The sequence below is a fragment of the Pseudomonas fluorescens genome, assembly GCF_041354075.1.
Classification (GTDB): domain Bacteria; phylum Pseudomonadota; class Gammaproteobacteria; order Pseudomonadales; family Pseudomonadaceae; genus Aquipseudomonas; species Aquipseudomonas fluorescens_CE.
The window spans coordinates 87,566-101,281 of sequence record NZ_JARZGC010000007.1; the positions used below are offsets into that span (position 1 = coordinate 87,566).

General features: G+C 61.6%; 12 protein-coding genes. 2 read left to right on the plus strand and 10 right to left on the minus strand.

Annotation, left to right across the window (positions count from 1 at the left end):
* Window positions 1–213 precede the first annotated feature (213 nt).
* The 7 genes from QIW53_RS11480 to QIW53_RS11510 form a co-directional block, all read right to left on the minus strand.
* Window positions 214–1,143 (minus strand): response regulator, encoded by a 930-nt coding sequence (locus QIW53_RS11480; protein WP_371049744.1) that lies wholly within the window; start codon window positions 1,141–1,143, stop codon window positions 214–216.
* Between the two features lie 166 nt (window positions 1,144–1,309).
* A complete protein-coding gene (gene phoU, locus QIW53_RS11485) occupies window positions 1,310–2,071 on the minus strand; it encodes a phosphate signaling complex protein PhoU (protein WP_371049745.1) in 762 nt (253 codons plus the stop codon).
* A 72-nt stretch (window positions 2,072–2,143) separates the two neighbouring features.
* Window positions 2,144–2,977 (minus strand): phosphate ABC transporter ATP-binding protein PstB, encoded by an 834-nt coding sequence (gene pstB / locus QIW53_RS11490; RefSeq protein ID WP_371049746.1) that lies wholly within the window; start codon window positions 2,975–2,977, stop codon window positions 2,144–2,146.
* Window positions 2,978–3,147: 170 nt separating this feature from the next.
* On the minus strand, window positions 3,148–4,818 hold the full coding sequence (gene pstA / locus QIW53_RS11495) for a phosphate ABC transporter permease PstA (protein WP_371049747.1): 1,671 nt from the start codon (window positions 4,816–4,818) through the stop codon (window positions 3,148–3,150).
* A 15-nt stretch (window positions 4,819–4,833) separates the two neighbouring features.
* Window positions 4,834–6,867, minus strand: coding sequence for an ABC transporter permease subunit (locus QIW53_RS11500; RefSeq protein WP_371049922.1), 2,034 nt, complete (start codon window positions 6,865–6,867; stop codon window positions 4,834–4,836).
* 408 nt (window positions 6,868–7,275) lie between these two features.
* A complete protein-coding gene (locus QIW53_RS11505; RefSeq protein ID WP_371049748.1) occupies window positions 7,276–8,274 on the minus strand; it encodes a phosphate ABC transporter substrate-binding protein PstS family protein in 999 nt (332 codons plus the stop codon).
* Window positions 8,275–8,502: 228 nt separating this feature from the next.
* Window positions 8,503–9,801, minus strand: a complete 1,299-nt coding sequence (locus QIW53_RS11510) for an MFS transporter (protein ID WP_371049749.1) — start codon at window positions 9,799–9,801, stop codon at window positions 8,503–8,505.
* A gap of 361 nt (window positions 9,802–10,162) precedes the next feature.
* Between QIW53_RS11510 and QIW53_RS11515 the strand changes: the two genes are divergently transcribed.
* Both QIW53_RS11515 and QIW53_RS11520 read left to right on the plus strand, forming a co-directional pair.
* Entirely contained in the window at window positions 10,163–10,567 is a 405-nt protein-coding gene (locus QIW53_RS11515) for an acyl-CoA thioesterase (protein ID WP_007896491.1), read from the plus strand.
* A 56-nt stretch (window positions 10,568–10,623) separates the two neighbouring features.
* Window positions 10,624–11,523: a D-hexose-6-phosphate mutarotase gene (locus QIW53_RS11520; RefSeq protein WP_371049750.1), complete on the plus strand. Its 900-nt coding sequence runs from the start codon at window positions 10,624–10,626 to the stop codon at window positions 11,521–11,523.
* Window positions 11,524–11,652: 129 nt separating this feature from the next.
* Here the strand turns inward: QIW53_RS11520 and QIW53_RS11525 are convergent, their stop codons facing one another.
* From QIW53_RS11525 to QIW53_RS11535, 3 genes are all read right to left on the minus strand, one after another.
* Window positions 11,653–12,189: a DUF3299 domain-containing protein gene (locus tag QIW53_RS11525; RefSeq protein ID WP_192307376.1), complete on the minus strand. Its 537-nt coding sequence runs from the start codon at window positions 12,187–12,189 to the stop codon at window positions 11,653–11,655.
* An 88-nt stretch (window positions 12,190–12,277) separates the two neighbouring features.
* The gene (locus tag QIW53_RS11530; RefSeq protein ID WP_368556199.1) at window positions 12,278–12,523 is read right to left on the minus strand and encodes a GlsB/YeaQ/YmgE family stress response membrane protein; all 246 of its coding nucleotides are present in this window, start codon (window positions 12,521–12,523) and stop codon (window positions 12,278–12,280) included.
* A gap of 106 nt (window positions 12,524–12,629) precedes the next feature.
* Entirely contained in the window at window positions 12,630–13,712 is a 1,083-nt protein-coding gene (locus QIW53_RS11535; RefSeq protein WP_371049751.1) for a 5-(carboxyamino)imidazole ribonucleotide synthase, read from the minus strand.
* Window positions 13,713–13,716: the final 4 nt, after the last annotated feature.

Genomic DNA, 13,716 nt, shown 5'->3' on the forward strand with positions numbered 1-13,716 from the left:
CTAGCAGCTGCAATGGACCCGGGTAGTCGGCAGAGGTTGCAGTGCGAGTTGCACCGCCGACGAGCGTTGAGTTATCGGATAGGCGGAGGGTGAAACGAGGCAGGGCGGGCTGCTGGATGCCCCCTTCGCAAGGCCCGACTCGCCCCCACAAGGAAACGCATTTCCCCGTGGCAGCGAGCCGGCGCGCGAAGGTGGACTGTCAGGCGATGAGGATCATGCGCCTGGGACGAAGTGCTTTTGCGCCGTCCCACGGGCGATCAGGCGGGACAGGTAATCGAGTTTCTGTGCGTCCTTGTCGACAAAGCGGAACGTCAGTTGCAGCCATTCGCTGTCGGCTTTCTGCTCGTGGGCAACGATGGCGTGCAGGTAGCCGTTCAGGCGCGCGACTTCAGCGTTGTCGCCCTGCTCCAGGTCGAGCACCGCGCTGTCGAGGACTTGCGGCAGCGCTTCGGCGCGCTTGACCACCAGCAGCGCTTCCTTGAGGCTCAGGGCCTTGATCACGCATTGCTGCACGCCATTGGGCAGGCGCAACTGGCCCTGGCCTCGCCCACCGTTGGCGGTGGTGGCGGCTGGCGTCGGGGCTTTCACCGGCGGGCTGTTGAGCAGGCCACGGGAGGGGGCGGCGGCCGGTGCTGGCGCCGCAGCGGGCGCGGACGCGACGGCGGCCACGGCCGGTTTGCCGCCGGTCAAGGCTTGCAGGGAGTCGTTGCCGAACGCCGAGTTCATCTTGGTCGGTGCGCTGTTCATCAAGGTGTCGAGCTTGCCGACCTTGTTCAGTGCCTGCTTGACCTTGGTCAGCAGTTGTTCGTTGGTGAACGGCTTGCTGACGTAACCGGAAACCCCGGCCTGGATCGCCTGGACGACGTTCTCCTTGTCGCCACGACTGGTCACCATCACGAAGGGCATGGTCTTGAGGTTGTCCTGCTCGCGGCACCAGGTCAGCAGTTCCAGACCGGACATTTCCGGCATTTCCCAGTCGCACAGGACCAGGTCGAACGCTTCCCGCGACAGCAGGGCCTGAGCCTTCTTGCCGTTAATGGCGTCTTCGATGCGAATGCCCGGGAAGTAGTTACGCAGGCACTTCTTCACCAGGTCACGAATGAACGACGCATCGTCCACGACCAACACACTGACCTTACTCATCCATCACCCCTTTAAAAAATCCTGGCAAGCATACCGCTTTACTGATGGCAGTTAGCCATAAACCTTCAGTCACGCCGGGACTTTTCGTTCGCGGGTGCTGCTGTCGAATTCTGACCCGTGAACAAAAACGCCCGGCCAAAAGACCGGGCGCTTTACTAGGGCAATCTTATTTATCGTCAGCTTCGCCCGGAACATTAGCGGTTTCACCACTTGTGCCTTCAACTTCTTCCTTCATGCGCTTGAGGCCCATGTGACGCACATCGGTGCCGCGCACCAGATAAATCACCAGCTCCGAGATGTTGCGCGCGTGGTCGCCAATGCGCTCCAGCGAACGCAGCACCCAGATAATGCTCAAAACCCGCGAGATAGAGCGTGGGTCTTCCATCATGTAGGTGGCGAGCTCGCGCAGGGCGGTCTTGTATTCGCGGTCGATGATCTTGTCGTATTGCGCCACCGACAACGCCAGGTCGGCATCGAAGCGAGCGAAGGCGTCCAGAGCATCACGCACCATGTTGCGCACCTGGTCGCCGATGTGGCGCACTTCGACGTAACCGCGCGGCGCTTCACCTTCCTCGCACAGCTGGATGGCGCGGCGGGCGATCTTGGTCGATTCGTCGCCGATGCGTTCCAGGTCGATCACCGATTTCGAGATGCTGATGATCAGACGCAAGTCGGACGCCGCCGGCTGACGACGGGCCAGAATGCGCAGGCATTCTTCGTCGATGTTGCGTTCCATCTGGTTGATCTGTTCGTCGATCTCGCGCACCTGCTGGGCCAGGCCGGAATCGGCCTCGATCAGCGCGGTCACCGCGTCATTGACCTGCTTTTCCACCAACCCGCCCATGGCCAGGAGGTGGCTGCGCACTTCCTCGAGCTCGGCGTTGAATTGCGCGGAAATGTGATGGGTAAGGCCTTCTTTACTAATCATTGTTGGCGTCCTTGGGGCGTCCGGTAAGGTGCGGTGGACCGCAGCGTCAGTTCAGTGAACAACCACGATGTCCTAGCCGTAACGACCGGTGATGTAGTCTTCGGTCTGTTTCTTCGCCGGATTGGTGAACAGGGTATCGGTATCACCGAACTCCACCAGTTTGCCCATGTACATGAACGCCGTGTAGTCGGAGACACGGGCAGCCTGTTGCATGTTGTGGGTCACGATGACGATGGTGAACTTCGATTTCAGCTCGTAGATCAGCTCTTCGACTTTCAGCGTGGAGATCGGGTCGAGTGCCGAGCACGGTTCGTCGAGCAGCAGCACTTCCGGCTCCACGGCGATGGTGCGCGCGATCACCAGACGTTGTTGCTGACCACCGGACAGGCCCAGTGCCGAGTCGTGCAGGCGGTCCTTGACCTCATCCCACAGCGCCGCGCCTTTCAGTGCCCACTCGACCGCTTCGTCGAGCACGCGTTTTTTGTTGATGCCCTGGATACGCAGGCCGTAGACCACGTTTTCGTAGATGGTTTTCGGGAACGGGTTGGGCTTCTGGAACACCATGCCGACCCGGCGACGCAGCTCTGCCACGTCCTCGCCCTTGCGGTAGATGTTGTTGCCGTAGAGGTTGATCTCACCTTCCACGCGGCAGCCGTCGACCAGGTCGTTCATGCGGTTGAAGGTGCGCAGCAGCGTGGACTTGCCGCAGCCGGACGGGCCGATGAACGCCGTCACGCGCTGTTTCGGGATGTTCATGCTGACGTCGTACAGCGCCTGCTTGTCGCCGTAGAACAGGTTCAGCCCCGGCACTTCGATGGCCACGGTTTCCTGCGCCAGGTTAAGGCTCTGTTTGTCGCGACCCAGGGCAGACATGTTGATGCCGTGGGAATGGGTTTCGTGCTGCATGGGAGGCTCCCTGTGCTGACAAATTCGGTTCGGATGCCGCAGACCGGGCCTGCGGGTTACTCAAATTCTGTGTGCTGCACCGATCCTCTGTAGGAGCTGGCTTGCCAGCGAAGGCGTACTTACTGACGCCAAAGCTTCGCTGGCAAGCCAGCTCCTACAGGGGGTGGTGATTAGCTATCCAGCGCTTTGTATTTTTCCCGCAGGTGGTTACGGATCCACACGGCCGACAGGTTCAACGTGGCGATCACCAGCACCAGCAGCAACGCGGTGGCATACACCAGCGGCCGCGCGGCTTCGACGTTCGGGCTCTGGAAGCCGACGTCATAGATGTGGAAGCCCAGGTGCATGATTTTCTGGTCAAGGTGCAGGTACGGGTAGTTGCCGTCCAGTGGCAGCGACGGCGCCAGTTTCACCACGCCCACCAGCATCAGCGGCGCCACTTCGCCGGCGGCGCGGGCCACGGCGAGGATCATGCCGGTCATCATCGCCGGGCTGGCCATCGGCAGCACGATCTTCCACAAGGTTTCCGCCTTGGTCGCGCCGAGCGCCAGCGAGCCTTCACGCACCGTACGGGGAATTCGCGCCAGGCCTTCTTCGGTGGCCACGATCACCACCGGCACCGCCAGCAGCGCCAGGGTCAGAGAGGCCCACAGCAGGCCCGGCGTACCGAAGGTCGGTGCCGGCAGTGCTTCGGGGAAAAACAGCCGGTCGACCGAGCCGCCCAGCACGTAGACGAAGAAGCCCAGGCCGAACACGCCGTAGACAATCGCCGGAACGCCCGCCAGGTTGTTCACCGCGATGCGGATCACCCGGGTCAGCGTGTTCTGTTTGGCATATTCACGCAGGTACACCGCCGCCAGCACACCGAACGGCGTCACGATCATGGCCATGATCAGGGTCATCATCACGGTGCCGAAGATCGCCGGGAAGATCCCGCCTTCGGTGTTCGCTTCCCGCGGATCGTCGCTGAGGAATTCCCAGACCTTGCTGAAGTAGAAGCCGATCTTGGTGAAGGTGCCCATCGCGTTCGGCTGGTAGGCGTGCACCACCTTGCCCAGGCTGATTTCCAGTTCCTTGCCGTTGGCATCCCGAGCGGTGATCGAGTCACGGTTGAACTGCGCGTGCAGGTCGGTCAGGCGCGCTTCGATCTCCTGGTAACGGGCGTTGAGCTCGGCGCGCTCGGATTCCATGTCCGCTTGCGCGGCGGGGCTCATGCGGCCTTCCAGCTCCAGCTTGCGGCCGTGCAGACGAATGCGCTCCAGGCCCGAGTTGATCGCGCCGATGTCGGACTTCTCAAGGGTCTTGAGCTGAGCGGCAAGCTTGTTCACGCGATCGATCCGCGCCTGCAGTTCCGGCCATGCCGCTTCGCCTTCGGCGACGACCTTGCCATCCTGCTTGACGTTGACCAGGTAGCCGTAGAAGTTGCCCCACTCGCGCCGCTCGATGGCCATCAGCTCGACCGGCGTGGTCTGGTTGGTCAGCCACTCGCCCACCACCCAGGTGAAGTCGTTGCCGTTCAGGTCACGGTTGCCGACCTTGATCAGCTCGCGGGTCATGAATTCGGGGCCCTGGTCGGGCACTGGCAGGCCGGCACTTTTCAGGCGGGCGCGCGGCACTTCTTCCTTCTGTACCACTTCGCCGACGACCAGGTGCTGGCCCTGGCCCGGTACGTCGTAGCTGGCGTGAATCAAGTCCGCCGGCCAGAAGTGACCCAGACCGCGCACGGCGATCACCGCCAACAGGCCAATGGTCATGATGACCGCGATGGACACCGCGCCACCGCTGATCCAGACGCCGGGGGCGCCGCTCTTGAACCATCCTTTCAGGGAGTTCTGTTTCACAGACTTCTACCTTTCTTAAAGCGACGAGTATTTCTTGCGCAGACGCTGACGAATCAGTTCCGCGAGGGTGTTCATGACGAAGGTGAACAGCAGCAGCACCAGCGCCGAGAGGAACAGCACGCGGTAGTGGCTGCCGCCGACTTCCGACTCGGGCATCTCCACCGCGACGTTGGCGGCCAGGGTGCGCAGGCCTTCGAACAGGTTCATTTCCATGACCGGGGTGTTGCCGGTGGCCATCAGCACGATCATGGTTTCACCGACCGCGCGGCCCATGCCGATCATCAGCGCCGAAAAGATGCCCGGGCTGGCGGTGAGAATCACCACGCGGGTCATGGTCTGCCACGGCGTGGCGCCCAGGGCCAGGGAGCCCAGGGTCAGGCCACGGGGCACGCTGAACACGGCGTCTTCGGCGATGGAGTAGATGTTCGGGATCACCGCGAAGCCCATGGCCAGGCCGACCACCAACGCATTGCGCTGGTCGTAGGTGATGCCCAGGTCGTGGGAAATCCACATGCGCATGTCACCGCCGAAGAACCAGTTCTCCAGGAACGGGCTCATGTACAACGAGAGCCAGCCCACGAACAGGATCACCGGGATCAGCAGGGCACTTTCCCAGCCGTCCGGGACTTTCAGGCGGATCGACTCAGGCAGGCGGCTGAAGGTAAAACCGGCGATCAGGATGCCGATCGGCAACAGCATCAGCAGGCTGAAAATGCCCGGCAGGTGCCCTTCCACGTACGGCGCAAGGAACAGACCGGCGAAGAAGCCGAGGATCACGGTCGGCATCGCTTCCATCAGCTCGATCACCGGCTTGACCTTGCGGCGCATGCCCGGGGCCATGAAATAGGCGGTGTAGATCGCGGCGGCAACGGCCAGGGGTGCGGCCAGCAACATGGCGTAGAACGCGGCTTTCAGGGTGCCGAAGGTCAGCGGCGACAGGCTCAGCTTCGGTTCGAAATCGGTGTTGGCTGCGGTCGATTGCCAGACGTATTTAGGCTCGTCGTAGTTCTCGTACCAGACCTTGCTCCACAGCGCGCTCCAGGACACTTCCGGATGAGGGTTGTCGAGCAGCAGCGGTTTGATCTGGCCACCCGCTTCGACGATCACGCGGTTGGCGCGAGGCGACAGACCGAACAGGCCCTGGCCGTCCACCACCTGGTCCACCAGCAAGGTGCGGTGCGCGGTGCTGTGGAACACGCCGAGCTTGCCGGACGCATCCAGGGCGATGAAACCCTTGCGACGCTCTTCGGCAGTGATTTCAACGATGGGTGTGCTGCCCATCTGGAAGGTGCGGATCTGCTTCAGGCGTTGTTCGCCATCCGGGTCGCGGGCCATGAACCATTGGGCGAGGCCGCCTTTGGAGTCGCCGATGATCAGCGAGATACCGCCCACCAGCTGGGTGGCGGCGGTGACTTGCGCCTCGCCGTTTTCCAGCAGCTTGTAGCGACCGTTGAGGCTCTTGTCGCGCAGGCTGAACACGTCGGCCTGGGCACGACCGTTGATCACGTACAGCCACTGCTGACGCGGGTCGACGAAGATGTGTTTCACCGGCTCGGTCATCTGCGGCAGCTCGATACGCTTCTGCTCGCTGGTGATTTCGCCGGTCATCATGTTCTCTTCGCTGGTCAGCGACAGCACATTGAGTTGCGAGCCGGTGGAGCCCACCAGCATCAGCGTGGTATCGGTGGCATTGAGGCTGACATGCTCCAGCGCCCCACCCGCCTCGTTCAGCGCGATCGGCGCCTCGCCGTAGGGGTACTCGATGGCCGGGTTGATGGTTTTCTTGCCGTCCGGGTAGCTGACTTTATAGGTGTGACGGAACACCAGGGCCTGGCCATTGGACAGCCCTACCGCGACCAAGGGATGGCCGGGCTGGTCTTCGCCGATGGAGGTTACGCTGACGCCGGCCGGAACCGGCAGATCGACGCGCTTGAGCTCAGCGCCACTGTCGATATCGAAAAACAAAGCCTGGCCCTTGTCGGAAACCCGCATGGCCACCTGGTTCTGTTCTTCCAGGGAGATCATCAGCGGCTTGCCAGCGTCCTGCATCCAGGCGGGCGTAATCGCGTCCTTGGCGGTCAGGCTGGCACCCTGGAACAGGGGCGCGACGACGTAGGCCAGGAAGAAGAAAATCAGGGTGATCGCACCCAGCACGGCGAGGCCGCCAACGAGCACATACCAACGGGTCAGGCGATCCTTGAGCGCGCGAATGCGGCGCTTGCGTTGCAGCTCAGGCGTATTGAAATCAATGCGCTTGGGGGGATTTGTAGTCATGTTGGAATTGGCCAGATCATTCATTCGCACACCCTAGCGATCCTGTATGACAGAAAGATGACAGTGCAGTGACGCGACAAATCCGCCGCCGGCATAACCAGCAGCGGATTTGAAATTCGAGGTGTGGGGAGGGTCATTGCCGTCCCCACACGGGTCTTGGAGGATTATCCTGAACCCGGATTGTTACTGTTTGGCGACAGAGCCGCCTTCCTGCAGACCCAGGTCAGCCAGTGCTTTTGCAGCGACCTTGGCGGGCAGTGGGATGTAGCCGTCTTTCACAACCACTTCCTGACCCTGTTTGGACAGAACCAGTTTCACGAACTCGGCTTCCAGCGGGGCCAGAGGCTTGTTCGGGGCCTTGTTGACGTAGACGTACAGGAAACGGGACAGCGGGTACTTGCCGTTCAGGGCGTTTTCTTCGGTGTCTTCGATGAACTCGGTGCCGCCTTTCTTGGCCAGGGCCACGGTTTTCACGCTGGCGGTTTTGTAACCGATGCCCGAGTAACCGATGCCGTTCAGCGACGAGCTGATCGACTGCACGACCGAAGCCGAACCCGGTTGTTCGTTCACGTTAGCCTTGTAGTCGCCTTTGCACAGGGCTTCTTCCTTGAAGTAGCCGTAGGTGCCGGATACCGAGTTACGACCGAACAGCTGAACCGGCTTGTTGGCCAGGTCGCCGGTCACACCCAGGTCACCCCAGGTTTTCACATCGGCTTTGGCGCCGCACAGACGGGTGGACGAGAAGATCGCGTCAACCTGTTCCATGGTCAGGTGCTGGATCGGGTTGTCCTTGTGCACGAAGACAGCCAGGGCGTCCACGGCCACCGGGATAGCGGTTGGCTTGTAGCCGTACTTCTGCTCGAAGGCCGCGAGTTCGGTGTCCTTCATCTTGCGGCTCATAGGGCCCAGGTTGGAGGTGCCTTCAGTCAGGGCAGGTGGCGCGGTGGCCGAGCCGGCGGCTTGAATCTGGATGTTGACGTTCGGGTATTCTTTTTTGTAGTTCTCGGCCCACAGGGTCATGAGGTTGGCCAGGGTATCGGAACCGACGCTGGACAGGTTGCCCGACACACCAGTGGTCTTGGTGTAGCTCGGGATAGCAGGGTCAACAGCGGCAACCGCGTTGGCAGTCGCAACGCCAGCAGCGACAAAAGTCATTGCCGCCATCAAACGCTTCAGTTTCATGCCTTACTCCTAGCAGATGTGTTAAGTCGGGGGCCAAGTATCGGCAGGCCGTATGAACACTCTATGGCTGAAATATGACAATTGGATGAAAGGCCATCATCGTGGCCATCGCGGGAATTTGTATCGACCCCATCGCGAGCAAGCTCGCTCCTACAAGGAATTGCGTTGAGCCTGCAGGAGCGAGCCTGCTCGCGATGAGGGCGCCAGGAGCGCTGAAGAATCTGGAGCTTAACGCCCCTTCTTCCACAGATAAGCACCCAGCAGCATCCCCACACCGCACAGCACCGCCACGTAGTACGCCGGCCCCATCGGGCTTTCCTTCAGCAGCAGGCTGACCACCATCGGCGTCAGGCCACCGAAAATGGCGTAGGCAACGTTATAGGAGAAAGACAGACCGCTGAAACGCACCACCGGCGGGAAGGCCTTGACCATCACGTAGGGCACCGCGCCGATGGTGCCCACCAGCAGGCCGGTCAGGGCATACATCGGAAACAGCCATTCAGGGTGGTCCGCCAGGCTGTGGTAGAAGGTCCAGGAGCTGGCCAGCAGGGCCGCGCAGCCAAACACGAAGACCCGGCCCGCGCCGAAGCGGTCCGCCAGGGCCCCTGAAATGATGCAACCGAAGCTCAGCATCACAATGGCCACGCTGTTGGACTGCAGGGCCGTGGTCGGCGAGAAGTGGTAGACCGTCTGCAACACCGTCGGCGTCATCAGGATCAGCACCACGATGCCGGCCGACAGCAGCCAGGTCAGCAACATGGAAATGACGATCGCCCCGCGATGGTCACGCAACACCGCCCGCAACGGCACTTCCTCGGCCAGGGCCTTGCGCTGTTGCAGTTCGGCGAACACCGGGGTTTCGTGCAACCATCGGCGCAGGTACACCGAGAACAAGCCGAACACGCCGCCGAGCAGGAACGGAATGCGCCAGGCGTAATCCGACACCTCCACCGGTGTGTAGAGACTGTTGATCGCGGTGGCGACCAGCGAACCCAGGAGAATGCCCGCCGTCAGACCGCTGGTCAGGGTGCCGCAGGCGTAGCCGATATGCCGCTGCGGTACGTGCTCGGAAACGAAGACCCAGGCGCCCGGCACTTCACCGCCAATCGCCGCGCCCTGGATCACTCGCATCAGCAGCAACAGGATCGGCGCCCACAGGCCGATCTGCGCGTAGGTCGGCAACAGACCCATGATCAGGGTCGGCACCGCCATCATGAAAATGCTCAGGGTGAACATCTTCTTGCGCCCCAGCAGGTCGCCGAAGTGCGCCATCACGATGCCGCCCAGCGGTCGCGCCAGATAGCCGGCGGCGAAGATGCCGAAGGTCTGCATCAGGCGCAGCCACTCGGGCATGTCGGCCGGGAAGAACAGCTTGCCCACCACCGTGGCGAAGAACACGAAAATGATGAAGTCGTAGAACTCCAGCGCGCCGCCGAGGGCAGACAGCGATAAAGTCTTGTAGTCGTTGCGGGTCAGCGGTCGTGCGGGTTGGGTCGGCTGCGCGATGCTCGAAGGCGCTGTGGTCATGGCAAGGCTTCTCTTTATAGTCGGATCTGCAACCTCGACAACGCTGGCCGGGGCTTGGGCAGGACCGGCACGATAGCAAATTGTTCGAAAAAGCACATAGAGGCGCGTATTTGACGGTCAAAATGAGAACCGGACGGTCGTCTCGGAGTCTATCGACCGATATACTCGTCGTCTTGCGACAGTTTCAAGGGGTTGCTGTGCGAAAACGCCTGCCGGGATTCAGGCGGTTTCGCAGAGTTTCCCTTCAGGCGCCTTACGAAAAACGTGACGAACAGAGTATGTTCGGGGCTGAATCGTTTTTCTTCAGACGGCTATTCACCTTGAAAAACAATGAGAGTCACGGGTCAGAGGCACCCCCGGCATGATAGAGCTCGAACAAGAAGATCCAATCCCCCAGGGCGACCTGGCCTTGCAAATCACCGCGTTGCCGCGTGAAACCAACGGTTTCGGCGATATCTTCGGCGGCTGGCTGGTGGCACAGATGGACCTGGCTGGCACCGCAATGGCCAGCAAGGTCGCCGGCGGCCGCGTGGCCACCGTCGCCATCGACCGCATGGCGTTCCTGGTTCCGGTTGCAGTGGGCGCCCAGTTGTCCTTCTACACCCAGGCACTGGAAATCGGCCGCAGCTCGATCCAGATGATGGTCGAGGTCTGGAGCGACGACCCGCTGTCCAGCGAGTGGCGCAAGGTCACGGAAGCCGTGTTCGTGTTCGTCGCCATCGACGGCAGTGGCCGCACCCGTTCGGTTCCGCCACGCGCGCGTTAAACACAGCCCCTGTTTTGCGGTCCATTGCAGTCCTGTTACCGATAGAGAGTGGCCCCATGAGCACGCCCAACGTTGAAACGGTCAAGCTGGATGAACTGAACTGCTGGCGCATTCGCCACGGTCAGGCCGAATTGCTGGTCGCCCAGCAAGGTGCGCACATCCTCAGTTATCAACGGGTCGGGCAACCGCCGCTGATCTGGCTCAACGACGAGGCCGTATTCAGGACCGGCAATAACATCCGCGCCGGCGTGCCGGTGTGCTGGCCGTGGTTCGGCAATCTGGCGCGCAACCCGCAGAGCGTGCAGGCCATGCGCACCAGCAGCGAGCCGCCCACGGCCCACGGTTTTGTCCGGGCGATGGATTGGACGCTGCGAGGCATCGAAACCGAAGGCGACAGCCTCAAAGTGGAATTCACCCTGCCCTACCCCGAGGGCGGCTTTGCCGGTTGGCCGCATCAGGTGGACCTGAGCCTGGTGATTCGTCTGGACGAGCAGTTGCACATCGACCTGACCAGCCACAACCGGGGCGCTGACAGCGTCACCCTGAGCCAGGCGCTGCACACGTATTTCGCGGTGAGCGATGTGCGCCAGGTGCACGTCGAGGGGCTCGATGGCCTGACCTACATCGAAACGCTCGAAGACTGGAAGGCCAAGCCTCAGGTCGGTGACCTGCATTTTGCCGGCGAGACCGACCGCATCTACCTCGATACCCCGCCGACCCTGAGCATTGTCGATCCCGCCTGGGAGCGGCGCATCGAGCTGACCAGCCGGGGCTCGCGCTCGGCGGTGATCTGGAATCCGTGGGTGGACCGGGCGGCAGCCTTCAGCGACATGGCGGACGATGGCTGGCAACGCATGCTGTGCATCGAGACCGCGAATGTGATGGATGATGTGGTGGCGCTGGCGCCTGGGGCGAGTCATACCCTGGGTGTGAGTCTCGGCAGCAAATCTCTGTAACACCATGATCCAATGTGGGAGCGGGCTTGCTCGCGAAGAGGCGTCAGTTAACGTTCATGTTGCCTGACACGCCCTCTTCGCGAGCAAGCCCGCTCCCACATTATGAGTTTTGTCTGCCTGAATGGCAGATTACAAATCCGATTCCTTCACCACCCGCACCTTCGCCGCATCCAGCGCATAGGCCGCATCGGCCAGATCATTGTTGACCGTCTCGATCTTCAACGTGCCGGTCACCCACAACGGCGTATAGATGTCATTGAGCTTCAACCCCTGCGGATAACGTACCAGCACCAGCTGGTTGGGCGGCGGAGGCGGCACGTGGATGCACGCACCCGGGTAGGGCACGAGGAAGAACAGCGTACTGCGACCCTTGGCGTCGGACTCCAGCGGCACCGGATAACCGCCGATGCGAATACGCTTGTCGTTCATCGAAGGCACGGTTTTGGTTGAATACATCACCGCCGGCAGGCCTTTGCTCTGCTTCATGCCGCCCTTTTGGGTAAAGGTGCCATCGGCTTCGGGGGAGTTGTGATCGATTTCGGGCATGGCCTCAAGGGCTTTCTGGTCGGACTTGGGCATCAATTCGAGCCAGTCGGTTTCCGGCAGTTCGCCAGCGTGGGCAAGGCCCGAACCCAGTAGAACAAGAGTCAACAAAAGACGGCGCATGAAGGTGCTCGGCAAGGAGGAGGACGTTACGACGCCGAGCATTCTAGCCCTCCCCGCGCATTTGTCAGAGAGGGCTTTGTCGCGTGAATCAGTTCTTTTTGATCAGGCCGTAGATCACCAGCAGGACGATGGCGCCGATCAGCGCGCCGATGAAACCGGCCCCTTGACCTGCCTGATAAATACCCAGGGCCTGGCCGCCGTAAGTCGCCGCCAGCGAACCGCCAATACCGAGCAGGATGGTCATGATCCAGCCCATGCTGTCATCCCCAGGTTTCAGGAACCGGGCGAGCAGGCCAACGATCAAGCCGATAAAGATGGTTCCGATAATTCCCATGGCATTTCCCTCTGATTGAATGGCTATGCGAAAGCCTAGTCAGACTTTCGCATACTGCCATCAGAGAACGGCGGGCCCTGAATGGTTCCGCCGCAGCCAGCTGAAACTACTCGGCGATGAGCGCTTCGACCTTGAGGATCTGCGCGGCCAGCGTCTCGCGATCGGCGCAACGCAGGTTGGCGTGACCGACCTTGCGTCCGGCCTTGAATGCCTTGCCGTAGTGGTGCAGATGGCAATCGGCGATGGCCAGGACTTTATCCGTTTCCGGCACCTTGCCGATGAAGTTGAGCATCGCGCTCTCGCCGACCTTGGCCGTCGAACCCAGCGGCAGGCCGGCGACGGCCCGCAAGTGGTTCTCGAACTGGCTGCATTCGGCGCCTTCGGTGGTCCAGTGCCCGGAGTTGTGCACGCGCGGCGCGATTTCGTTGGCCTTGAGGCCGCCATCGACTTCGAAGAACTCGAACGCCATCACCCCAACGTAATCCAGCTGCTTGAGCACGCGGCTGGAGTAATCTTCGGCCAGGGCCTGCAACGGGTGATCGGTGCTCGCCACGGAGAGCTTGAGAATGCCGCTGTCGTGGGTGTTGTGCACCAGCGGGTAAAACTTCGTTTCGCCATCGCGAGCACGCACGGCGATCAGCGACACCTCGCCGGTGAAGGGTACGAAGCCTTCCAGCAGGCAAGCGACACTGCCCAGCTCGGCAAACGTGCCGACCACATCTTCAGGCGTGCGCAGGACTTTCTGACCCTTGCCGTCGTAACCCAGGGTGCGGGTTTTCAGCACGGCCGGCAGGCCGATGGATGCGACTGCGGCGTCCAGATCAGCTTGCGACTGGATGTCGGCGAACGCCGGGGTCGGAATGCCCAGGTCCTTGAACATGCTCTTCTCGAACCAGCGATCACGGGCGATGCGCAGGGCTTCGGCGCTCGGGTAGACCGGGACGAATTGCGACAGGAACGCCACGGTTTCAGCCGGCACGCTTTCGAACTCGAAGGTCACCAGATCGACCTCATCGGCGAGCTGGCGCAGGTGATCCTGATCGCCATAGTCGGCGCGCAGGTGTTCGCCCAGCGCAGCGGCGCAGGCATCCGGCGCAGGGTCCAGGAAAGCGAAGTTCATGCCCAGCGGAGTGCCCGCCAGCGCCAACATGCGACCCAACTGGCCGCCACCGATTACACCGATCTTCATCGTC